The following is a 22,315-nucleotide window of genomic DNA, read 5'->3' as shown; positions in this document are numbered from 1 at the left end:
CCGCCGCGGGTGCCCCTGTCAGCCGAGGCCGGCCAGGCCGGTCAACGGCCCAAGGCGCGCCACCTCGTGCGGCGGCCGGCCGGACGAGGGCCCACCGGGCAGGGGAACGGCACGCAGGCTGCCCGAGAGGTCGGACACGTAGGCGATGCCCGCGTCGCTGTCGACGGCGAGGCCGATCGCTTCCCGGAACCCGTCCGCGAGGACCTGGGGTGCGTCGCCCCGCGCCCCCGCCGCCGGCACGGGCGCCCGGTTGAGCGTGTTGCCGCCCGGGGGTGCGCCGCGGTCCGTCCAGTACAGCCAGGCACCGTCCAGGTGCAGGTCGATGGGTTCGGGCAGCCCGCTCCAGAGCACTTCGACGTCGCTGCGGCTCTCGGGGCTCTCGCCGGCGGGCACGTCGAGGCCGGACCTGAGGATCCGGCCCTGACCGCCCTTCGGCGGGCCCTTCTGGGTCCAGTACAGGTGGCCCCGGGCAGGGTCGACGGCGACACCGACGCATTCGCCCAGGACGCCCGTCCCCGGCGGGGTCACCACCAGGTCGGTCAGGCCCTCGCCGTCGGACCGGACACGGCTGATCCGGTGGCCCTCACGGTCGGCCCAGTACAGCATGCCCGCCCCGTCCGAGGTGAGCTGCTTGCCCGTGGTGATCGCACCTGCCGGCAGGACGTCCCGCCGCTCGCCGCCGGCGAGGTCCAGGGCGTGGATGCCGCCGTTGCGCCGGGAGAAGTCCTGGCCGGCCTCGCCGGGGACGTCGGGGTCGGAGAGGGGGACGCCCATGGTGGTCCAGTAGACGGTGCCCCCGTCCACGACGATCCCGTCGGGGGCCGGTCCGGCCCTTTCGACCAGGGTGTGCGCCGCGCCGTCCGACAGGTCGATCCGGAGCACCTCACCGGGTTCCACCTGGAGCGCCAGCAGTTCCTTCCACACGGTGTGGTCCTCCTCGGTCGTGGAGTGCCCCGTTCACCCGGCCCGTTCGCCCGGTCGGTTCACCGCCCCGAAGGGCCGGCGGCCGGCGGCTGAGGCCAGCCCAGCGGTTCGAGGACGGCACGGGTACGACCGTCCCGCAGGTCGACCAGCCGCTCGTAGGCGTCCTCGCCGGTGCCGTAGGCCGACTCGACGGCGTCCAGGACCTCCTCCATCCGAGCCGGATCCGGCTCGCCGATCTCGAACGTCATCTGGGACCCGACGTGCGTCACCAGGTGGCGCATGCCCCCGGGACCGCCGCCCAGGGTTCCGCTCTGGAAGGGCCCGATCGTCGCCCACCGGAGTCCCAGCGAGGCGCGTACCAGGTGGTCGAGGTCCGCCACGTCGATCACCCCCTGCTGGACCAGGTAGGTGCACTGGTCGTCGAAGACCTTCTGCAGGCGGTTCCCGACGAACCCCGGGATCTCCTTCTTCAGCCGGACCGGGAGTTTGCCCAGCGAACGGTAGACCTCGACCGCCCGCTCGACGGTACGCGGGGATGTGCCGGGCCCGGGCACCACCTCCACGAGCGGCATCAGCTCCGGCGGGTTGAACGGATGGCCGATCACGATCCGGTCCGCCGCCGGGCTCCCCTCCGCGATGGCGGACGGGAGCAGGGAGGAGGAGGACGAGGCCAGCACCACGTCGTCACGGGTGTGCGCGGAGAGGACCGCGAACATGTGCTTCTTCACCTCGATCCGCTCCGGTCCGGCCTCCTGCACGAAGTCCGCTCCGTCGACGGCGGCCGCCAGGTCGTCGCCCAGCACGACCGGCAGGCCGCCCAGGTCCCGGTCCGCCACCGCCTTCAGATCCGGCCTGGGGTCGCTGATCCTCACCTCCCATCCCGCCGCACCGAACAGGCGGGCCCAGGAGACTCCGATCACCCCTGCGCCGATGATTGCCACCACTGCCATGACACGCCACTCCTGCCGAAGTCGAGGACAGTCCGGGGACCGCCGCCCCGTGGAAGGGTCAGCGCTCCGCGGAACGCCATGCGGGTTCGTCCGCGCCCATGGGGCTGAGGACCGTGGCGAACCGTCCCTGGACCAGGGACGAGAACTCCACCTGGTCCGTCATCCCCTGGTAGACGCCGAGCGGGGTCCGCGCGGTGAACAGGTCCGGGTCGACCAGGGTGTGCTCGGGCCCGGAGCCGGCCGTGGCCTCGGCGAACTCCCGGTCGAAGACCCCCAGGGACGTCAACCACAGGCAGGTCCTCGTCAACGAGACCCTGACCCGGTAGGAGCCTCCTTCTGCGGCGCGCCGCCGGAGCGCGGCCAGGGTGCCGATCGTTCCCAGCCAGCCGACGACGTTGTCGACGATGGGGAGCATCGGCGGCTGGCGGGGGTGCTCGAGGGTTCCCTCGATCGCGAAGATCCCCGACACGCAGGCACCGATCTCGTCGAATCCGGGCCTCAGCCTCCACGGGCCCGACGGGCCGTGCATCAGCACCTCGGTCTGGACCAGCCCGGGGTGGCGCTCGCCCAGTTCCTCCGCCGACAGACCCTGCCGGTCCAGGTAGCCGGGGTGCCGGTTGGAGAAGAACACGTCCGCGTCCGCGAGGAGCCGGTCGAGGCGCAGCCGGTCCGGGCCGGACTCGTCCAGGTACGCAGAACGCACACCGACCTGCGTGTCCCAGTAGAAGGACTCGATCTCGACGTTGTCGGGGCGCCAGATGTTCAGGACGTCCGCGCCGAAGGAGGCGAGGTCACGCCCGATCCCGGCACCTGCGATGACATGAGACATGCCCAGGGCGCGGATTCCGTCGAGCGGTTGCCGCGCCCCGGCGCTGAAGGGTTTCGGCGCACTCTCCGCGATCTTCTCGACGTCGATCAGCGGCAGGTCTGCGAGCACCTCGGTGTACTGGGGCTCGGTGAGGAACTCCTCCAGGGACCGCACCATGCCGAGGACGATTCCCGCTTCACCCGCGGCGTCCTCCAGCTCGCGCGCATTCCACCCGGCGATCGCCGCGTTCACCGCCTCGGAGCTGTCGGGGCAGCCCAGCAGGGCCAGCGCCCTGCTCCGCAGGCCGGGGTAGATGTTCAACGGGACGACGCTCCGCCCGTCCTTCGTCCTGCGGAAGAAGGGCATGTCGATGAACGGGTTGCGCTTGTTCCACTTCTGGGCCGGAGGACGCCCGTTGACGAGTTCCCACGTGTTGTCGGCGAAGCCGGCGAACCGGCGGAACGCCTTCCGGACGTCCACGGTGACGTCCTGCGGATCCCCTCCTCGGTCCTGCCAGACCGCCGACGCCGCGACCCCCTTCCCGGCAAGCGCCAGCGCCGCTGCGCACCCGTACCGCAGCCGGGCCGGGACCAGGGGGTCGACACCGGAGGTGATCGCCACCGACCCCCCGCAGTCGTCCGGGGACAGTCCCACCCCCTCGAGCACGTCCCCGAGGTGTGCTCCGAAATCGAAGTCGTCCGAGGAGATCGGATTGCCCACGGAATGAAGGAGCCGTGCAGTGAGGTCCACCGTCCACCCTCTTCGTCGAAGAAGTCCCGACTGCCGCTGACCGGGTGGTCCGCCGTCGGCCAGGTGTCATTTCGGCGATTTCTGCTCAACAGGAGGCTGTCACACGCCATGCCCCGGCGCATGTCGAGACCGACAAGGGCCGAGGCCCTCCACCCTCGTGCCGAGGCGGGGGTGCTCCGTGGCACGGGCCTGCTCCGGACCGTCACTCGCGGCCGCATCGAGGGGGCGGGCCCGCGGGAGAGGCTGCCTGCCGCCTCCGCCGGGCGAGCCGGTGACCTCAGGCCGTTCGGCCGCGCGCCAGGGCGTCGGGAACCCGCCACCGCCACCGTCGCGGCGCGGCCCCGCGGACGTCGGGGCCCGCGGTCCGCGCGGTCCCCCGCCGCGGTGCGGACAGCGGAGGGGGCCGGGCCGCCTGCCCGGCCCCCTCCGGGTCAGCCGGCGGCCGGGCGGGCAGGGCGGCCCGGGGCGGCCAGTGCCTGGAGCGCGCGCCGGTCGAGCTTGCCGGAGCCGGTGAGCGGGAGCTCGTCGACCACCTGGTAGCGGTCCGGGACCATGTAGCGCGGCAGCACGTTCACCGCGTGCCCGCGGAGCAGCGCGGCGGGCTTGGCCGGGGCGCCGTGGGCCGGCACCACGCAGGCGACGAGGAACTGCGCGCCCGCAGGGGTGGTCACCACGGTCACCGCGGCGTCCTTGACGAGGTCGTGCGTGCGCAGCGCCGCCTCCACCTCGCCGAGCTCGATCCTGAAGCCGCGCAGCTTGACCTGCTGGTCGTTGCGGCCCAGGTACTCGAAGGACCCGTCCGGAAGCCGCCGGGCGAGATCGCCGGTGCGGTAGTAGCGGTGCTGCCCGCCGGGGCCGTCCAGGGTGACGAAGCGTTCGGCGGTGAGCCCGGGGCGTCCGAGGTAGCCCACCGCGACGCCGGGCCCGGCGATCAGGAGCTCGCCCGCCTCCCCGTCGGGGAGCGGCTCCAGCCCCTCCCCGCGGACCTCCAGGGTCAGGTGCGGCAGGCCCGCGCCGATCGGGGAGCGGACCGCGCCGTCGAAGTCGGCCCCGGTCAGGATCCGGTGGGTGGCGTAGACGGTGGTCTCGGTCGGGCCGTACATGTTGACGGCGGTGGGCGCGGTGCCCGGGTACGCCTTCAGGAACGTCGACACCACGTCGAGGTCCACGCTCTCGCCCGCGAAGACGAGGTAGCGCAGGGCGAGTCCGGGGCGGCCCGCCTCCTCGTGCGCCAGCGCCAGCGCCCGGAAGACCGACGGGACCTGCCCGAGGACGGTGACGCGCTCCTCCGCGAGCAGCTCGAGGAAGGCGGCCGGGCTCTGGGCGGCGCGCAGCGGCACGGTGACGGCCGTGGCGCCGGAGGCCATGGAGGCCCAGAACTCCCACACCGAGACGTCGAAGCTGAACGAGTGGAACAGCGTGAAGCGGTCCTCGGTGCCGACCTCGAACAGCGGCAGCGCGTGGCGGAGCAGCTCCAGGACGTTCCGGTGGGTGACGACGCAGCCCTTGGGGCTGCCGGTCGAACCGGACGTGTAGATGACGTAGGCGGGTTCGTCGCCGCGGAGCGGACGTGCCGGCGGCCGCGCGCCGGCCCCGGCGGCCTCGCCGGCCTCGGCGGTCGCGGCGGCGTCCGTCGCGGCGTCCGCCCCGTCGGCGTACGGGGCGAGCGCCCGCACCCCGGCGAGTCCGCGCTCCGCAGCCTGCTCCGGGCGGCCCACCAGGGTGCGGATCCCCGCGTCGGAGACCATGTACCGCAGGCGCTCGCCGGGGTAGGCGGGGTCGAGCGGCACGTACGCGGCTCCGGCCTTCATCACGCCGAGGATGCCGACCGGGATCTCCGCCGACCGCTCCAGCAGCAGCCCGACGAGGTCGCCCGGCCCCACCCCCGCGGCGGCCAGGCGGGCCGCCAGCCGGTCCGAGGCGGCGTCCAGTTCGCGGTAGCTCATGGTGGCCCCGTCGTCGCGGACGGCCGGGGCGTCCCCGCGGACGGCGGCGACGCGGCGGAACAGGTCGGCCAGGGTCCCGGCTTCGAGCAGGTGGCGGCGGAGCAGGTCGGGGACGGCGGGCTGCATGGTGGCTCTCACAGTCTGTCGGGGGGCGGAGGCGTCGCGGTGGCGACCGGTCAGCAGGTGGACAGCAGGTCGGCGAAGGTCTTGGCGAGCGCCCGGGCGGTCTCCGGGGCGACCGCCCGGGTCCTGGAGTTGAGGACGAGGCGCAGGCCGCCGTCCGGCACCGGCCAGACCTCGGCCAGGATCTCCGCGGGGATCCCGAGGTAGGGCAGGCGGTGGTGGACACTGCGGCAGCCGGGCAGGTCGAGGACGGCCGGCCTGTTGTCCTGGTACGCGAGCAGCGTCTGGAAGAAGGGCGCCCGGCCGGAGCGCGGCGGGTTGACCGCCCGGGCCAGCTCGTCGACGCCGACCTCCTGGTGGGCGAACGCCTGACGGGCCAGCCGTGCCGCCTCCGCGGCGGCGGCCGCCGGGTCGGCGCCGACCAGCTCCGGGGTGGTCCGCAGGCAGAGCGTGCCGATGTGGCAGCCGACGAGCCCCTCCAGCCGGGAGTCGATCCGCTGGGCGACCGGCACACCGACGCCGAAGTCGGCCCGGCCCGTGGTCTCGGCGAGCGCCCGCGCGTAGGAGGCGAGCACCACGGCGAACCGGGTCGCCGCCGCGGACGCGGCCAGGCGGTCGATCCGGGCGCCGACGCCGCCGTCGAGCTCGACCTCGGTGCGGAGCACGGGGGCCGCGCCGGCCGGTGCCCTCGGCACGGCCGGCAGGGCCAGGTCCGGCACGCCCCGCAGGAGGGCGGAGAGCCGCGCGAGCTGCGCGGGCCGGTCGGCGAGGCCGCGGTGCGCCTCGCGCAGGGTGTGCACCTCGCCGGGGGAGGGCAGCGGGTCCCACTCCAATTCCCCGCCGGCCAGGCGCGCGGTGTAGGCGGTGGCGATGTCGGCGGCGAGCACCGCCTCGGACCAGCCGTCGAAGGCGATGTGGTGGACGACGTGCCCGAACACGTGGGTGCCGTCCGCCACCGGGCCGAGCACGGCGCGCCACACCTCGCCCTCGGCCAGGTCCAGCGGGGCGGCCAGTCCGGTCCGGGCCGCGGCCAGGGCGTCCTCGGCCGTCGCGGCGGAGGGCAGCACGGTGACGCGCGGCGCCGCCCCCGCGCCGGGGACGCTGTGCGGACCTCCCCGGCCGAGGCGGTAGGCGGCCGACAGCGCGGCGTGGCGGTGGTGCACGTCCTCCAGGGCGGAGTCCAGCGCCGCCCGGTCGAGCGGCCCCTCGACCAGCCAGGCCGCCAGGCAGTGCCCGGACCGGTCCTCGGGGTCGAGCAGGTGCGCGGTGAGGAACCCGGTCTGCGCCGGTGTCAGCGGCGTCGGGTCGGGCGTCCGGAGGGGCCCGTCCCCTCCCGCGGCTGTGGCTGCGGCTGCGGTTGCGGGCGCCCCCTCCGCGGTGTCCCGGAGCCAGGCCGCGAGGCCGCGGACGGTCGGCCTCTGCAGCAGGGCCGAGACGGGCACCGGCCGTTCGAGCCCGGCGGCCAGCCGGGCGCAGACGCGCCCCGCGTCCAGCGAGCCGCCGCCGAGTTCCGCGAAGCCGGCGTCCAGGGGGACTCCCGGCCGGCCGAGCACGGCCGCCCAGGTCCCGGCGACCAGCGCCTCGAGCGCATCCGGACCGGCGGCGCCGACGGTGTCCGCGGTGCTCCCGGTGCTCCCGGTGCTCCCGGTGTCCCCGGTGCCCCCGGCCCCGCCCCCGGCGGTGCCGTCGCCGGGTGCGTCCGCCGGGCCGGGCAGGAGGGCCAGCAGCGCGGCCTCGTCGAGCTTTCCGTTCGCCGTCAGGGGGAACTCCGCGACCGGCACCAGGTGCGACGGCAGGTGGTAGTGGACCAGGCGGGACCTCAGCTCGGCCAGTCCCCCGTCGAGGCCGTCGCCGGGACGGACCGGCCGGCAGAAGGCCGCCAGCGACCGGCAGGTCCCGGACGCGTCGCGGACGGCGACGACGGCGCACCGGCCCACCCCCGGCAGCAGCTCCTCGATCTGCCGCTCGACCTCGGCGGGCTCGATGCGGTGGCCGCGGACCTTGACCTGGCGGTCGGCCCGGCCCCGGTAGTGCAGCAGGCCCTCCTCGTCCCAGAAGGCGAGGTCGCCGGTGCGGTAGAGGCGCGTCGGCACCCCGTCCACGGACACCTCCGTGAACTTCTCCGCCGTCAGCTCCGGCCGGCCCAGGTAGCGCAGGGCCAGGCCGTGCCCGCCGATGCAGAGCTCGCCGGTCTCACCCACCCCGCACGGCCGGTCGCCGTCGAGGACGTGCACCTGGGTGTCCGGGACCGGACGGCCGATGGGGATGCCGGTGGGGCGCTCGCAGTCGGCCGCGGTGATGCGGTGGGTGGTGGTGAAGACGGTGCTCTCCACCGGGCCGTAGCAGTTGAGCAGCAGGGTGTCCGGGTACGCGGCCAGGAAGGCGCGGACGTGGGGCACCGACACGCGCTCCCCGCCGATCATCACCTGGCGCAGGCCGCGCAGGCAGCCCGGGTCCTCGTCCACGAGCATGGCGAACAGGCTGCTGGTGAGCCACACCGTGTCGACGCCGTGCCGTTCCACGCCGGACCGCAGCACCTCGGCGGAGAGGTAGGGCTCCTCGACCACCAGTGAGGTGCCGCCGTTGAGCAGCACGGACCACAGCTCCAGCGAGTAGCCGTCCCACGGCACGGGCGCGGCCTGCGGCAGCACCGTGTCTGCGGCGAACCGGGCGAAGGAGCCCGGGCGGAAGAGCCGGACGGTGGCCCGGTGCGGCGTCAGCACGCCCTTGGGCCGCCCGGTGGTGCCCGAGGTGAAGAAGACGCACGCGGGATCGTCGCCCGACACCGCGACCGGGGTGAGGCCCGCCGTCCCGGCCTCCGCCCCGGCGGCTCCGCCGGCCACGGCGGCCGGCCCCCCGGGGGGCGGGGACCAGACCGGCACCGAGAGGCCGGACGCGGCCTCGTCGCCCCCGCCGACCAGCACCTTCGCCTCGAGCTGCGCGACGACCTCCTCGACCCGGCTGCGCGGCCAGCCGCCGTCCACGAGCGCGTAGGCGGCGCCCAGTTTGAGTACGGCGAGGACCGCCGTGACCAGTTCCGGGCCGCGCGGCAGCCGGATCGGCACCAGGTCGCCCCGGCCGATCCCGAGCGCGGCCAGCTGCACGGCGTAGGCGTCGGAGGCCCGGTCGACCAGGCCGTAGCCGAGGGACTCGCCGCGGTGGACGAGACAGGGCGCGACCGGACGGGCGGCGGCGAGCGCACCGAAGATCCCGTGGAGGGTCTCGCCGTCGGGGTAGGGGGCGGATGTGGCGTTCCAGCTCGGATGGGGCTGCATTCCAGCTCCTGTCCTCGGGGCCGACCGGGCGGTTGGCCGTCGACCGGGGTGTGCGGGTGGTCGGTCGCTCAGTGCACGGGCTCGGGCCGGGCCTCGGGCTGCTCCCCGGACCGGTCCGCGGTGTCCGTGCCGGGCTTTGGCGCGGACACCGCGCGGGCCTGCTCGGCGGCGCGGGCCAGCGGGGGGCAGGCGAGCCCGGCCAGCAGCACGACCAGGGCCAGCACGGCCCAGCCCAGGCGCCCCTGGCCGACGGCGAGGGCCGTCACCAGGTAGGGGCCGGCGGTCTGCTGCAGGCCGCGGCCGAGCGCGAAGACGCCCTGGTACTCGCCCTGCCTCCCGGGCGGCGGCAGGTGCAGCGAGAGCCCCCAGGAGCCGGCCGCCTGGCTGAGCTCGCCGAGGACGAGGACCGCCGTGCCGAGGAGGAGGAGCAGGACGGCCACCGCGACCGGCACGCCCTGCGTCAGCCCGAAGAGCAGGCAGCAGGCGGCGAGCAGCAGCCCTGCCCGGCGCAGCATCCGGGCCGCCCCCGGCGCGGTCTCCGCGCCCCGGCTCGCCGCGACCTGGAAGGCGATCACCAGCACCGTGTCGAGCATCAGCAGGACGGAGGTGAGGGCGCTCGGCGCGGCGGTGCGCCCGATGATCCACAGCGGCAGCGCCACGGTCAGGATCGGCTGGTAGAGCTCGAGGACCCCGCAGAGCAGCGCGAGACCCACGAACCGGACGTCGCGCAGTCCGGACCGGGGCGCGCGTCCGTCGGCCGCCGGAGCGGCCGTGCGCTCGCGCCGCGGCAGCCCCGCGGTCAGCAGCGCGCAGGCGGCGTGGGCCGCCGCGGTCGCCAGCACGGCCGTGGAGAAGGCGAGGCGGGTGCCCACCGCGAGCGCGGCGCCGGCCAGCGCGGCGCCCAGCATGAAGCCGAGGTTGAAGAGGCTGCGCGCCTGTGCGCTGACACGGACCCGCTGCTCGGGGGTGAACACCTCGTGGGTGAGGGCCATCCGCAGCGGGTGCGAGGAGGTCTCGCAGACCGAGATCAGGGAGGCCAGCAGCACGAAGCCGGGGAACCCGCGGACGAGGCACCAGCCGGCGAAGAGGACGGCCAGGGCGCCGTAGCAGCCCAGCAGCGGGAGCCGGGGGCCGAACCGGTCCGCCAGGCGGCCGACGGGCACCGTCATCACCAGGCCGGCCAGGCCCGCCACGGAGAGGCCCAGGCCCACCTGGGCCGCGCTCAGCCCGACCTCGCGCCGGAAGAAGACGGCGCTCGAGCTGAGGAAGATGCCGAACCCGACGGACTGCACCACCGTCAGCACGCACAGCCTGCGGGCCGGGCCGGGGTCCGGTATCAGCCGGCTCGCCCAGGTCTTGACGGCCGCGACGGCCTTGTTGCTGGTCACAGTCTGTGCACCTCGTGGAGTGTCCGCGTGGGGTGTGGGTCGGGTCCGCGGGTCGGACCGGGGGAGCGGGACGCCGGGCCCGGCCCGCCCGCCGGGGGAGCGGGCCCGGCGTCCCGGCCGGGCGTCTCAGCCGGGGAACGCGGCCAGCTTCTTGGCCAGCACCTCGGCGAAGGCGGGGTCGCGCAGCAGCGGCAGCGTGCCGGCGGCCTCGAAGGTGTACGTCTCCGTGGCGCCGGCGACGCGGCCCCAGTCGGCCGACTCCAGCCCGGCGTTCTCCGCCAGCTGGAACACCGTCAGCTCACCGCCGTAGAGGCGCGGCTCGTAGTGCTCCTGGGCGAAGATCCCCGCCGCCCAGACGGCCTGCCGCCAGTGCAGGTCGGCGCCGTCCACGCCGTGGTCCAGCCAGGCGATGTCGGCCATCCCGTCCATCACCCGCTGCCGGTCGCCGACCAGGTCGGCGACCTCGAACCGGCTGCGCAGCGCGGCGAGCCGGAAGTCGTAGAGCTCGCGCAGGCCCCAGGCCGGGTCCATCTCCGTGCTGCCGGGCGGCATGCTGTTGACCACCGCGAGGACGGCCACGGTCTCGCCGTCCTGCTCCAGCTGCCGGGCGATCTCGAACGCGATGCGGCCGCCGGCGCAGGGGCCGACGAAGAGGTACGGGCCGTGCGGCTGGACCTCGCGGATCTCGCGCAGGTAGCGCGCGGCCATCTCGACGATGGACAGGGACGGGCGCTCGCGGCTCCACATGCCGACCATCTCGAGCCCGTAGGCGGGACGGCCGCCCCGGAACGAGTCGACCAGGTCGCCCATGAAGCGGACGTTGCCGGTGCCCCAGTGGAAGCAGAAGACCGGCGTGCCGGTGCCCTCCGTCACGAACGGGACCAGGGTGCGTGCGGGCTCGGTCTCCAGCGGGCTCAGGCCCGTCTCCCAGACGGAGGTGAAGTCCGGGTCCGCGCCCTGCGGGGCGGTCTCGCCGTCCGCCGCGGCGGCCAGCGCGTCGGCGATCGCCGCCGGGGTGCCGTTGGCCTGGAGGATCGCCGCCGGCAGCTCGAGCCCGCGCTTGCGCGCCTCGGCGACCACGTTGACCACGAGCAGGGAGTAGCCGCCCAGGTCGAAGAAGTCGTCGTCCGGCTCGACGTCGCAGGCGAGCAGGTCGGACCAGATGTCGCAGAGGATCTCCACGATCTCGTTGCGGTTGGGCGCCATGGGGGCGTCCTCTCTGTGTGCGGGGTTCGGGTGGCTTGTCGTGGGGTGGCGGCCGGGCTCAGCCGAGGGCCGGCGCCATGCCGGGGCGGCGGCTGGTGAGCCCGGTGAGGATCCCGCCCAGCCGGAGGCCCTCGGGCGAGTCCGCCGGGGTGAAGGAGCCGACCAGCTTGGCCAGGACGCTCTGCGGGCGCATCAGGTCGATGCCCGCACGGGACATCCGCTCCAGGTCGGAGCGGTCCAGGTGGGAGTAGTAGCCGGCCAGCTCGGCCTGCTGCGGCCGGCCGGTCCACCGGCCGAGCGCCGCCGCCTCGTCGACGGCGGCCAGCAGCAGGTCCACGGCGGGGTCGACCTGGGCCCACATGTTCTCCAGCACCGACAGGCCGTAGTCGAGCGGCCGGGTGCAGGTCGCCAGGATCTCGCCCGCGTCCCAGTCCTCGTCGACGCGGTGCAGGGTGAAGCCGGCCTCGGCCTCGCCGTGCAGCATCGAGCGGGCGAAGGTCAGCACGCCGCGGTACTGCGGCAGGATGCCGGGGTGCAGGTTGGCGAAGAGGGGCTCGGCGCCCGCCTCGGGGCTGAAGTGCGCTATCAGGGGCAGCCGGAACTTCTGGTAGCAGCGCACCGAGAAGCCCACGCCGACGCCGTCGGCCGCCAGCGAGGCGACGAACTCGGGGCTGTTGACGTCCTCGACCGAGCGGACCACGACCGCGCCGCGGTGGAGCCTGGCGATCCCGGCCGGCGACAGGAACGTCCCGTGGAGCGGGGCCGGCAGGCTGTCCAGGTAGGGGTAGACGCATCCGTCGAGCAGGCCGCGCTCGTAGTGGAACAGCTCGCGCAGCTCCGGTTCGGCCCGCGGGGCGGGGCGCTGCCGGGTGTAGCAGAGGTAGGGGGTGTGGCCGGCCTCCAGGATGCGGGGGAAGGCCTGGTTGACGATCAGGTGGGAGGTGACGTCGTTGCCGACGAAGAACGCTACCCTCACAGGTATCTCCAGGTAGGGGCTGGCGGGCGGATGCTCCGTCTCAGCGGTCGCCGAGCCGTGCCGACACCGCCGCGACGGCGCTGTGCGCGTTGGCGAGGTTGGTCTCGAAGGAGTTGGTGTAGAAGTGCACGCCGCGGGTGAGCGGCCCGATGGACAGCGCGCGGTCGGAGCAGGAGCCGTCGCTCCGGAGCACCCGCATGGTCTCGAAGTCCACGTCGATGCCGCCCAGCGGATGCGGGCGGATGGCGCCGCGCATCAGCATGTTCTGGATCAGCGAGGAGTCGCTGCGGTCCAGTGAGAAACCGGTCCCGGTCGCGTTGACCAGCCAGTCCACCTCTCGCGAGTAGGCCTCGCCGCGCTGCCCGCCCTCGAGGCGGAAGACCTCCCGCTCCTCGTCCCACGCGACGGAGCCGAGCCCGGTGAGCACCTCGAAGGCGCCGTCCTCGGCCATCGACAGCAGCCTCCGCGCGTTGTCCAGGGGCATGCAGTGCCGGAACATCGACCAGACCGACAGGTGGTCGCGGACGAAGGTCTCCCGGGCCGAGGGCGACATGGCCCGCCAGACCTGCGGGACCACCTCGGAGGTCGCGTCCAGGATGGAGTACCACAGGGTCTGTCCGTTCTCCGCCAGCCGGACGTCCCTGGCCAGCACGCCGGCGAAGGCGGCCTCGGGCTCCGCGAGCATCCGGGGCCAGTCGACCGCCACGCCGAGGCCCTCCTCCAGCTCGCGCCGGAACAGCTCGGCCACCTCGTCCAGTTCCAGGGGCCGGGTGAAGTCCTCCGTCAGCCGCCGCAGTCCGGCGACGGTCACGTGGCGCAGGGTGTGGCCGCGCCGGGGTCCCTGGACCTTGGGCAGCGAACGGCGCCGGGAGAAGCAGGAGATCGCCCCCCGGTGGCCGCTGCTGCGCAGCAGCAGCAGTGCGTCGACCGCCGTCAGGCTGGTGCCGATGATGCCGACCGACGCGTCGGGGTCGACCGCCTCCAGGCCGGTGCCCTGCCACATGGAGTGCACGTAGGACGGGACCTTGGTGAACTCCAGGTACTCGGTGGACGGCAGGTCCCCCAGGCACAGGAACGCGTAGTCGACGAGGAAGTGGTCCACGCCCGCGATCAGGTGCAGTCCGTCCCCGTCCTCGCGGCAGTCGCTGACCACGGCCTGGTGCGTGCGGACCCGGACGCCCGAGCGCCGGGCCTCGCCCAGCGCCTCGGCGAAGTACTCCTGGAGGTAGGAGGCGAAGAGCCGGCGCGGCACGTACTCGCCTCTCAGCGCCTCCTCGGGCACGTCGTCGCGGTCCGCCAGCCAGCGGACGAAGTGGTCCGGGTCGTCGGCGTGGACGCTCATCGTCCCGGCCCGCATGTTCAGCAGGTGGCAGTCGTGCGGCGTGCTGTAGGCGACCCCGGCGCCGAGGCGCTTCCCGGTCTCGAAGAGGTGGACCTCCGCGCCGTCGGCGTGGCCGCCGTCCACGAGGGAGCGCACGAGCGCGACGAACACCCCGACTCCGGTCGCGCCCATGCCCGCCACCGCCACGGTGGGCGGGCGGCGGCGGGCGGCTGCTGCCGGGGGTGTGGCGGCGTCACTGGCGGCTGGCATGGTGCCGTGGCCCTTCCTCTTCGTCCTCGGTGACCGTGGGCCGACGCCATGCCGGCACCACGCCTGGTCCGTGGGGCGCGGTGGCGGAACCGCTCCCCGGGTACGGTCAGCGGCCCTGCGGGCCGCGGTCGATCAGCTGGTCCCGCTCCGGTCCGACGGAGACGTACCGGACCGGGACGCCCACGAGCTCCTCGATCCGCAGGACGTAGTCCGCCGCCGCCCGCGGGAGGCCGGCGAAGTCGCGGACCCCGGTGAGGTCCTCGCTCCACCCGGGCAGGTCCTCGTAGACGGGCCGCGCCCGCTCCAGCCGGTGGGTCAGCGGGAAGTCGGCGGTCCGCTCGCCCTCGATCTCGTAGGCGGTGCAGATCCGCAGCCCGCCCGCCCCGCTCAGCGAGTCCAGCTTGGTCAGCGCGATCTCCGTCGCCCCCTGGATCCGGGCGCCGTAGCGGGAGGCGACCGCGTCGAACGGGCCGATCCGGCGCGGACGCCCGGTGTTGACGCCGAACTCGCCCGAGCTCTGCCGCAGCCCGTCGGCCCACGCGCCGGACTCCTCGGTGACGAAGGGGCCCTCGCCGACGCAGGTGGAGAACGCCTTCATCACCCCGGTGACCCGGGTGAGCGAACCGCCGGGCAGCCCGCCGCCGACCGGTGCGTAGCCGGCCAGGGAGCTGGAGGAGGAGGTGAACGGGTAGATCCCCAGCAGGATGTCGCGGAGCGCCCCGAGCTGCGCCTCGAAGATGATGTGCCGTCCGGCCCGGTCCGCCTCGTGCAGGGTCGTCCCGACGTCGCGGATGTGCGGACGCAGCCGCAGCGCGAAGCGGTGGCCCCACTCGACCATGGCGTCCAGGGAGATCGGCGGCTTGCCGGGGTACAGGGCGCTGTTCGCCAGGTTCTTCCACGCCACGACGGGTTCCAGGCGGCGGCGCAGGTGGCCGCGGTCCAGCAGCTCGCCGAGCTGCAGCGCCTTCTTGAGGTAGCGGTCCCCGTAGACGGGCGCGATGCCGCGCCGGGTGCTGCCGAACGGCTGGTCCGCCAGCCGGTCCTCCTCCCAGGCGTCCTGGTCGCGGTGGAAGGGGAAGCAGACGGTGGCGCGCTCGGAGACGAGCAGGCCCGAGACGTCCACCCCGCGTTCCCGCAGCTCGTCCAGCTCCGCGTCGAGCGACTCCAGGTCGAGGACGGTGCCCGGGCCCACCACGTTGACGGTGCCGGGGTTGAAGATGCCCGACGGGACCAGCCGCAGCTTGAAGGTGCCCAGCGGGTTGACGACGGTGTGACCGGCGTTGTTGCCGCCCTGGTAGCGGACGACCAGGTCGGCCTCGCGGGCCAGGTAGTCGATCATCCGGCCCTTCCCCTCGTCGCCCCAGTTGATTCCGACGACCGCGTGCAGTGCCATGGGTGTGCGTGTCCTAGCGTCCTGCCGGGCCCCGGACGGGCGTTCCGGCGTGTGGGTCTCAGATGCGGGCGACGCCGTCGCGGCGTGCGGCGGCGGCCACGGCTGCGGTGACGGCGGGGGCGACCCGCTCGTCGAAGCAGTCCGGCAGGATCCGGTCGGCGGTGACCTCGCCGGCCACCACGTCGGCGAGGGCGCGGGCGGCGGCCAGCTTCATGCCCTCGGTGATGCGGGAGGCGCGCACCCGGAGCGCGCCCGCGAAGATGCCGGGGAAGGCCAGCACGTTGTTGACCTGGTTGGGGAAGTCGGACCGGCCGGTGCCGACGACGGAGGCGTACCGGCGGGCCGCGTCCGGCAGGATCTCCGGGTCCGGGTTGGACAGCGCGAGGACGACGGCGCCGGGGGCCATGCCGGCGAAGTACTCCTCGGGGACCCGGCTGCCGGAGAGGCCGACGAACACGTCCGCGCCGCGCATCGCCTCCTCCAGGCCGCCCGTGGTCCCGGAGCGGTTGGTGACGGCGGCGAGCTCCCGCTTCTCCGGGTTCAGGTCCGTGCGGCCCCGGTGCAGCGCCCCCCGGCTGTCACAGACCACCAGGTCGCCGATGCCCGCGCCGAGCAGGATGCGGGCGACGGCGAGACCCGAGGCGCCCGCCCCGGCGACCACCGCGCGCAGCCCGCCCAGCTCGCGTCCGCCGAGGCGGGCCGCGTTCCACAGGGCCGCGAGCACCACCACGGCGGTGCCGTGCTGGTCGTCGTGGAAGACCGGGATGTCCAGGGCCTCCTGGAGGCGGCGCTCGATCTCGAAGCAGCGCGGTGCCGAGATGTCCTCCAGGTTCACCCCGCCGAAGGAGGGCGCGAGGCGGACGACGGTGTCGACGATCTCGTCGACGTCCTTGGTGGCCAGGGCGATCGGCACCGCGTCGACGCCGCCGAACCGCTTGAACAGGATCGCCTTGCCCTCCATCACGGGCAGGGACGCCTCGGGGCCGATGTCCCCGAGGCCCAGCACGGCGGTGCCGTCCGTCACGACGGCGACGGTGGAGGCGCGCCAGGTGTAGTCGAGGGACGCCCCGGGCCGCTCGGCGATGGCCCGGCACACGTCGGCGACGCCGGGCGTGCAGGCCAGTGCGAGGTCCCTGCCGTCGCGGAGCGGCACGGTCGCGCCGACCGCCAGTTTGCCGCCCCGGTGGTACACGAGCGCCGGGTCCGCCTCCGGGTCCCCCTCCCGGGGCCGGGATGCGTGCTCCGTCTGGGCCGTCATGGTCGTCCCTCCTGGTCAGCGCTGTCGTACCGGAGAGAACCTAGGGATCTTTGCCAAGGTCTGTCAACCTTTGCCAAACCTTCCGATCTGGTCTACCGTCCAGATCGCCCCGGGCCGGCCGGCTCGGGCCGCATCGCACAGGGGAGACGAAACAGCCCATGAAGTTCCTCGCCACCGTCCTGTCGGCCACCGCCCTCGCCGCAGCAGCCGTCCTGTCGATCGCGGCATCGGCGCCCGCGCCGGAGCGGGGCGCCGGCTCCGCCCACGCCTGGACCGCCGTCGCCGCCGACGCGCCGGCCGCCACGGCCGGCGTTGCCCGGATCGACTGGCCCTGAGGGGCGATCGGGACATCTGTTTGCCCCCACCTCATCCGGGTTTGCCTCGGGCGGGCAAAGGTTGTCATCCTTGACCCTTCAACCCGGACGGACGTCCCCGCCGGGAGCGGGCACAACGACGCAAGGTGGTGCGACTGGTGCTGGAGCAGCCCGAATTCGGTCGGCGCCTGCGGCAGCTGCGACAGCAGCAGGGAAGATCCCAGGCGGACCTCACCGGCACCGGCATGTCCGCCGCCTACCTCTCCCGCCTGGAGTCGGGGGCCCGGCCGCCGACGGAGCGGGCGGTGGCCTACCTCGCCGCCCGGCTCGACCTGCCGGTCGAGGCCTTCGAGCTGCCCGCCGACTGCGACCTGGCCGACGCCCTGGCCGCCACGATGGGCCGGTCCGACCCGGAGGGCGACCCGGAGGTCAGGGACATGCTCTCGCACGCCCTGGCGAACGCCGAGGACGCCGACCCGACCACCCGCTGGCAGGCGCTCGCCCAGCTCGCGCGGCTGCACGGCGCCCTCGGCGACCGCGGTCCCGAACGCGACACCCTGCTGGAGCTGACCGCGCTCAGCGACGAGCTGGCGCGGCCGGCCCTCCAGGTCCACGCCCGTCTGCAGCTCGCCCGCTGTGCACGCGGGCTGGGCGACCCGCGTGCCGCCCGGCGCGCCGTCCGCGAGGCCCTCGACCTCGGCGCGCGCCACCACGTGCACGTGCCTGCGGCCGAACTGACCCGCGCCCGGATGCTGCTGGTCTCGACCGAGGCGGAGCTCGGCGACCTGGCCGAGGCCGCCAGGCTGGCCGCCGAGGTCCACGCGGCCGTGGAGTGCGAGCGGGGCCCGCTGGCCGCCGAGGCCCGCTGGACGCTGGCGACGGTCCGCGCACGGCAGGGCGACCACGCGGGCGCGGCCGAGCTGATCCGGCATGCGATCGAGGGCCTGGACAGCCACGCGGACCTGACCCTCTGGATGCGACTGCGGCTGGCCGCCGCCTCGCTCGCCCTCCAGGCCATGCCGCCCGAAGCGGAACGCGCGCGGTCCTTCCTCGACACCCTCGACGCCGTACTGCCGCTGGTGGCGTCACCTCAGCACCTCGCCGAGTTCCTGCTGCTGAAGGGGCAGACGGCCTTCCTCCGCGGCGAACTGGAGCAGGCCCGGGCGGCCTGCCGTCAGGCCGCGGAGGGGCGTCAGCTCCTCTTCTACCGCGACCGGGTGCGCCTCGACGTGCTCGAAGCCCGCATCGCCGTCGCCTCGGGCGAACCGGAGGCCCTCGCCCGCCTGCGGCATCTCGCCGCGGAGGCGCAGGCGGCCGGCAACCCCGATCTCGCGGCCGAGGTCTGGCGCGCGGTGGCCGACACGCTCGCCCCGCCCCTCACCCCGGCCCCGTCCTCGGCCTGACGGCGCGCCGCGCCCTGATCCGCACCACTCCGTTCCGCGGGTGCGGGTGCGGACGACAGGGCGGCGCCGCCCGCGGCGATGCGGAGCAGGTGGCGGCGCGGGAGCGGACGGGCGGTGCGGGGCACGGCGGCCGCGGCGGGGTCGGGGCGGTCTGCCCGGTCCACGGCTGCCTCACCGCGGCCCGACGGTGAACGGCGGCGGCTGCACCGAGGCCGCACAACCGGTGTCGGGGGCCTCGGGCCGGTCGTAGAAGGAGGTGATCATGCGTGAGCCGCACGGGTGGGTGAACGCGCCGTGCGCAACGCCGGCGAGCGTCACCACGGTCGACCTCGGCAGCGTCAGCGCGGCGTAGCGCCCCCGGACCGCGCCGGTCTGCGCGTCGAAGCTCCCGGAGACGGCCAGAGTCGGGACGGCGCTGCGGGTGGCCTCGCGGATGGACGGGTCCGCGGCGGGGACGCCCCGGACCCGGCACGCCTCGCGCAGGGACGCCAGCTGCGGCGCCTGGGCCAGGACCGTGGTCGGGAGGGCCGGGAAGGCCCGCAGGCCGGCGGTCAGCTGCTCGCGCGCGGTCTCGAAGGGGACCCATGCGCTGCACCACACGCTCAGGGAGAGGCCGTGGGCGAAGACGCCGTCGCTGCCGGGCGGCCGGGTGGAGGCCCACTGCCCGGCGACCGCGGCCGGGTTGCCGCGGGCCAGCGCGTCCACGGCTGGGGGGAGGCCGGCGGGCGTGTGGCTGGCCCGGACCAGCCAGTTCACCAGTGCTCCGCCGTCCAGGACCACCTTCACCGGCCCCGCGCCCGGCACCGTCACCCGAGTGGTGACCGGACGGGCCTCCAACCGGCCCACCAGGCCGGTGAGGACGGAGGCGAGCTCCGGGTGGCGGCTGCGGCAGGCGGGCTGCGCCGCGCACGCACCGGTCATGGCGTCGAACGACTCCTTGGCGCTGCTCCAGGTCCAGCCGGGCGTCGCCGCCGACGGCGGCACCACCCCGTCGAGCACCACCGACCGGATCCCCTGCGGGTGGCGGCGCAGGTAGGTCAGCGCCAGCGCGGTCCCGTAGGAGTGGGAGAACACGTTCCACTCCCGGATGCCGAGCGCCGTCCGCAGGTCCGCCAGGTCGGCGGCGCTCTCGGTGGAGTTGTACGCCGTGAGGTCGACGCCCTCGGCGGCCAGCCGGCTGCGGCACGCGGACGCGGCCTGCACGTACAGGCGGCCGGTCGAGGGGGCGTCGTGGCGCAGCCCGATCTGCCGCCGGTAGAACCGGTCGATTTCGGGGCAGGTCAGGGCGGGCGGCGAGGAGAGCGTCCCGCGCTGCGACATGACGACGAGGTCGCGGTCCCGGTTCAGGCCGGCGCCGGTGATCTCCGGAATGTCGCTGACGGCGTCCTGCCCCGGCCCCCCGGGCAGGAACACGACCGGGTCGCCGTGCGGCGCCGGGGAGCGGGAGGGGACGACCGCGACGGCCAGCCGGAGCTGCCGCCCGCCGGGAAGAGCCCGGTTCTCGGGCACCACCAGGTGCCCGCAGCGGGCCCTCACCCCGTGCGGAAGCGTGGGCGGGCACGGGCCCGGTACGAACCGCGGCACCCGGCCCGCCCCCGCCACGGGCCCGTCGGCGACGGCTGCGCCCGGCACGGCGGGCCGGGCCGACAGGGCCGACAGGGCGGCGGCCGGCAGGCAGGCCAGGACGACCGGCTTCGCGGCCCTCATCGCGACGGTCCGGATTCGTTGCGGACGGGCGCCGCGCCGTCCCGTGCGGGCACGGCATCCGCCCGGCACGTCGTCGTCACCACGGTCATCGGGACCTCCTGGGGTTCGCCGCGAGCCGGCCGGTCAGGCCGGGGTGAGGGCGGCGGGCCCACGCTGCCGGCGTCCGCCCGGCCCGGCGTGCGGCAGTCGGCCTGCCTGCCTGCCACCGGACCGGCCTCGGCGTGCACCGGTTCCGCCGGCGGCCGAGCTCTGCAGCCGCAGAGCGTCCCAGGGCGTCCACTCCGGCCCGGCACGCGGCCGCAGACCTCAGCGCTGCGGCGCACCCTCCGGCGGACGACATCGGAACGAGCACGGCTCTCCCCGGACAGGAGGGCGGCGCAGCAGCACCACCGCCGATCATCACGCAAGGTGCCGGGGTGCGCACTCCCGGCGAGAGTTCCGGGCGTCCGGCCCGGGCGCCGGCTGCGGAGCACGGCATGGCCGGAGGGCGGCTCTCCGCTCCCCGTCGCAGTGGCCACCGTTGATCCGACCGGGTGGCCGGAGCCGTGGATGAAGGTGCGGGGCGTCCGCAGGGCGACTCCGCCGGGGAGGTGCGCGGTGCGCCGTCGACCGGTCACGGCCGGACGGCCGCTGCGTGCGGCACGTCCTCGGCCCGGAGCACGCGGTGCGGCCCTCTCAGCACCAGAGGGTGCGGTGGCCGGGCTCCCGCCGTGGCCGTCGGAACCGCCGCCGGAGCCGTGGGGGTCCCGCAGCCACGGACTGCGCGTCCCCGGTGGAACAGGAGGCTGAGGCGCTCCCCGCCGCGACGGCGGGGAACGGTACGGCCGGCAGCAGCGGACCGGCCGCATCCTGCGCCGTGCGGCACCGGGGCAGTGCTGTGGTGAAGCCTTGCCCCTCCGGCTCGCCCTGTTCCTCGGCACCCGGCCGTATGCGCGTGCGCCCCGCCCCCGCAGGGGGGCGGGGCGCACGCGGCAGGAGTGGCAGGAGTGGCGGGCCGGCGAGTCCGGCGGTGTTCCGATGCGACCGGTCGAGTTCCGAGGCCGCCGGGGTCACGCGCCGGGGTCGGCCTGCGGCGGGATCGTCCAGTCGGCGAGGGGCAGGCGTGCGCCGGAGGACTCCGGGCCGCGGCAGCTGCGCCGGTGCCGGCGGGCGATGTGGTCCGGGCGCAGGGTGCGGTGGAAGGCGGGCAGCAGGTGCAGCCGCCGCGCGTGGGCCCACAGGCGCGGGTGGTCGGCGATGCGCCGGACGGCGTCCTCGTCGAGGTGGAGCCGGTGCACCAGGTCCAGTTGGACGAGCGTCGCCCACAGGTGCACGTCGGCGGCGGTCAGGTGCGGTCCGGCGACGAAGGGCCGGTCCGTCAGGCGGTGCTCCAGCGCCGCGAGGGAGGACAGGACCGTCCGCAGGGCTTCGCCGTCGCGCCTGCCGGCCGGGGCGCGGCCCGCGCGCTGGGCGGCCTCGCCGATCCCCTCGTCGAGGAGGAGTGCGAGCTCCTCGAGGTCCGCATCGGCGTGCGGGGGGTAGAGGCCGGTCGCGTCCGCCGCCGGTCCGTCGGGAAGGCGGGTGGCGAGGTCCCGCATGATGTCGGGCGCGTGGTTGCTGACCAGCCGTCCGCTCCACCGGTCGCACAGCGCGGGGACCGTCACGGGCCCGTCGTACCGGTGGCGGCTGGCCTCGTAGGCCCGCCGCAGGTCCCGCAGTCCCTGCGCGGCGCCGTCCCGCGCCCGGCCGCCCGGTGCGGCGGGCGCGTCGAGGTCCTCGGCCACCGGGTCCAGCACGGTGACGGACACCTGGCCCTCCAGCCCGGCGAGGGCGAGGGTGACGGAGGTGCGCAGGGACAGGGGACACGCGAGCGACAGGTACAGGTGGTAGCGGTGCAGTGCGGGGTAGTAGCCGCTGCGTGCGTCGCTGCCGATGCGGCCGCGGAAGCGCTGGACGGGCGGGACGGGCCCCTCCGCGCCGGGCAGCGGCGGCAGCCGGTCCGGGCGCGGGCGGAGAGCGCGGTCGGCGGTGGTCCTCGGGGCGGTCTCGGACATGGTGTCCCCCTGGTGTCGGGCGGGTCGTCGGTGCGGAGGCCGGGAGGCCGGGAGGCGCGGAGGCGCGGGAGTGTGCACGCACGCCGCGCGGGCGGGCGGCGGCGCCGGCCGTCGGCCCCGACGGCGGAACGGCGGACCGCCAGACGAGGGCGGCTCGCGCAGGGCGCTCCCCGGCGCGGGCGGCACCGCCGCCGCCGCTGCCGTCGGCGGCGGGCGCGGTCCGTCCGGGCGGGGGAGAGGCCTCAGCGGGTGCGACAGCCCGCGCTGCAC

General features: G+C 75.4%; 15 protein-coding genes. 2 read left to right on the top strand and 13 right to left on the bottom strand.

What is annotated here, in order from left to right:
• Nucleotides 1-18: 18 nt before the first annotated feature.
• The 11 genes from ACFY07_RS25705 to ACFY07_RS25655 form a co-directional block, all read right to left on the bottom strand.
• Nucleotides 19-924, bottom strand: coding sequence for a hypothetical protein (locus ACFY07_RS25705; protein ID WP_390871922.1), 906 nt, complete (start codon nt 922-924; stop codon nt 19-21).
• Between the two features lie 59 nt (nt 925-983).
• Entirely contained in the window at nt 984-1,874 is an 891-nt protein-coding gene (locus ACFY07_RS25700; RefSeq protein ID WP_390871921.1) for a 3-hydroxyacyl-CoA dehydrogenase NAD-binding domain-containing protein, read from the bottom strand.
• Nucleotides 1,875-1,932: 58 nt separating this feature from the next.
• The gene (locus ACFY07_RS25695; protein WP_390871920.1) at nt 1,933-3,402 is read right to left on the bottom strand and encodes a CoA transferase; all 1,470 of its coding nucleotides are present in this window, start codon (nt 3,400-3,402) and stop codon (nt 1,933-1,935) included.
• A 461-nt stretch (nt 3,403-3,863) separates the two neighbouring features.
• The gene (locus tag ACFY07_RS25690; protein WP_390871919.1) at nt 3,864-5,504 is read right to left on the bottom strand and encodes an amino acid adenylation domain-containing protein; all 1,641 of its coding nucleotides are present in this window, start codon (nt 5,502-5,504) and stop codon (nt 3,864-3,866) included.
• Nucleotides 5,505-5,554: 50 nt separating this feature from the next.
• Entirely contained in the window at nt 5,555-8,776 is a 3,222-nt protein-coding gene (locus tag ACFY07_RS25685; RefSeq protein ID WP_390871918.1) for an amino acid adenylation domain-containing protein, read from the bottom strand.
• A 68-nt stretch (nt 8,777-8,844) separates the two neighbouring features.
• Entirely contained in the window at nt 8,845-10,164 is a 1,320-nt protein-coding gene (locus tag ACFY07_RS25680) for an MFS transporter (RefSeq protein WP_390871917.1), read from the bottom strand.
• A 126-nt stretch (nt 10,165-10,290) separates the two neighbouring features.
• On the bottom strand, nt 10,291-11,370 hold the full coding sequence (locus ACFY07_RS25675; protein ID WP_390871916.1) for a thioesterase domain-containing protein: 1,080 nt from the start codon (nt 11,368-11,370) through the stop codon (nt 10,291-10,293).
• A 58-nt stretch (nt 11,371-11,428) separates the two neighbouring features.
• A complete protein-coding gene (locus ACFY07_RS25670; protein ID WP_390871915.1) occupies nt 11,429-12,346 on the bottom strand; it encodes a formyltransferase family protein in 918 nt (305 codons plus the stop codon).
• A gap of 40 nt (nt 12,347-12,386) precedes the next feature.
• Nucleotides 12,387-13,937 (bottom strand): FAD/NAD(P)-binding protein, encoded by a 1,551-nt coding sequence (locus ACFY07_RS25665; RefSeq protein WP_390871914.1) that lies wholly within the window; start codon nt 13,935-13,937, stop codon nt 12,387-12,389.
• Nucleotides 13,938-14,043: 106 nt separating this feature from the next.
• Nucleotides 14,044-15,330, bottom strand: coding sequence for an adenylosuccinate synthase (locus tag ACFY07_RS25660; RefSeq protein ID WP_390871913.1), 1,287 nt, complete (start codon nt 15,328-15,330; stop codon nt 14,044-14,046).
• 58 nt (nt 15,331-15,388) lie between these two features.
• Nucleotides 15,389-16,588, bottom strand: coding sequence for an NADP-dependent malic enzyme (locus ACFY07_RS25655; protein ID WP_390871912.1), 1,200 nt, complete (start codon nt 16,586-16,588; stop codon nt 15,389-15,391).
• A gap of 158 nt (nt 16,589-16,746) precedes the next feature.
• Between ACFY07_RS25655 and ACFY07_RS25650 the strand changes: the two genes are divergently transcribed.
• Both ACFY07_RS25650 and ACFY07_RS25645 read left to right on the top strand, forming a co-directional pair.
• Nucleotides 16,747-16,923: a hypothetical protein gene (locus ACFY07_RS25650; protein ID WP_390871911.1), complete on the top strand. Its 177-nt coding sequence runs from the start codon at nt 16,747-16,749 to the stop codon at nt 16,921-16,923.
• Nucleotides 16,924-17,060: 137 nt separating this feature from the next.
• The gene (locus ACFY07_RS25645) at nt 17,061-18,305 is read left to right on the top strand and encodes a helix-turn-helix domain-containing protein (RefSeq protein ID WP_390871910.1); all 1,245 of its coding nucleotides are present in this window, start codon (nt 17,061-17,063) and stop codon (nt 18,303-18,305) included.
• A 171-nt stretch (nt 18,306-18,476) separates the two neighbouring features.
• Here ACFY07_RS25645 and ACFY07_RS25640 read toward each other — a convergent pair whose 3' ends face one another.
• Entirely contained in the window at nt 18,477-20,012 is a 1,536-nt protein-coding gene (locus tag ACFY07_RS25640; RefSeq protein ID WP_390871909.1) for an alpha/beta fold hydrolase, read from the bottom strand.
• 1,049 nt (nt 20,013-21,061) lie between these two features.
• Nucleotides 21,062-22,045 (bottom strand): glutathione S-transferase C-terminal domain-containing protein, encoded by a 984-nt coding sequence (locus tag ACFY07_RS25635; RefSeq protein ID WP_390871908.1) that lies wholly within the window; start codon nt 22,043-22,045, stop codon nt 21,062-21,064.
• Between the last annotated feature and the right edge of the window lie 270 nt (nt 22,046-22,315).

It is taken from the genome of Streptomyces sp. NPDC001380 (genome assembly GCF_042895785.1).
Lineage (GTDB): Bacteria > Actinomycetota > Actinomycetes > Streptomycetales > Streptomycetaceae > Peterkaempfera.
Note: the sequence above shows the minus strand (reverse complement) of the source record. Positions and strands in the feature narration are given on the sequence as shown.

Coding starts and splice junctions, on each gene's coding strand:
- ACFY07_RS25685 (WP_390871918.1), bottom strand. CDS start 8,776: ATGCAGCCCCATCCGAGCTGGAACGCCACATCCGCCCCCTACCCCGAC.
- ACFY07_RS25675 (WP_390871916.1), bottom strand. CDS start 11,370: ATGGCGCCCAACCGCAACGAGATCGTGGAGATCCTCTGCGACATCTGG.
- ACFY07_RS25640 (WP_390871909.1), bottom strand. CDS start 20,012: ATGAGGGCCGCGAAGCCGGTCGTCCTGGCCTGCCTGCCGGCCGCCGCC.
- ACFY07_RS25650 (WP_390871911.1), top strand. CDS start 16,747: ATGAAGTTCCTCGCCACCGTCCTGTCGGCCACCGCCCTCGCCGCAGCA.
- ACFY07_RS25700 (WP_390871921.1), bottom strand. CDS start 1,874: ATGGCAGTGGTGGCAATCATCGGCGCAGGGGTGATCGGAGTCTCCTGG.
- ACFY07_RS25690 (WP_390871919.1), bottom strand. CDS start 5,504: ATGCAGCCCGCCGTCCCCGACCTGCTCCGCCGCCACCTGCTCGAAGCC.
- ACFY07_RS25660 (WP_390871913.1), bottom strand. CDS start 15,330: ATGGCACTGCACGCGGTCGTCGGAATCAACTGGGGCGACGAGGGGAAG.
- ACFY07_RS25655 (WP_390871912.1), bottom strand. CDS start 16,588: ATGACGGCCCAGACGGAGCACGCATCCCGGCCCCGGGAGGGGGACCCG.
- ACFY07_RS25635 (WP_390871908.1), bottom strand. CDS start 22,045: ATGTCCGAGACCGCCCCGAGGACCACCGCCGACCGCGCTCTCCGCCCG.
- ACFY07_RS25665 (WP_390871914.1), bottom strand. CDS start 13,937: ATGCCAGCCGCCAGTGACGCCGCCACACCCCCGGCAGCAGCCGCCCGC.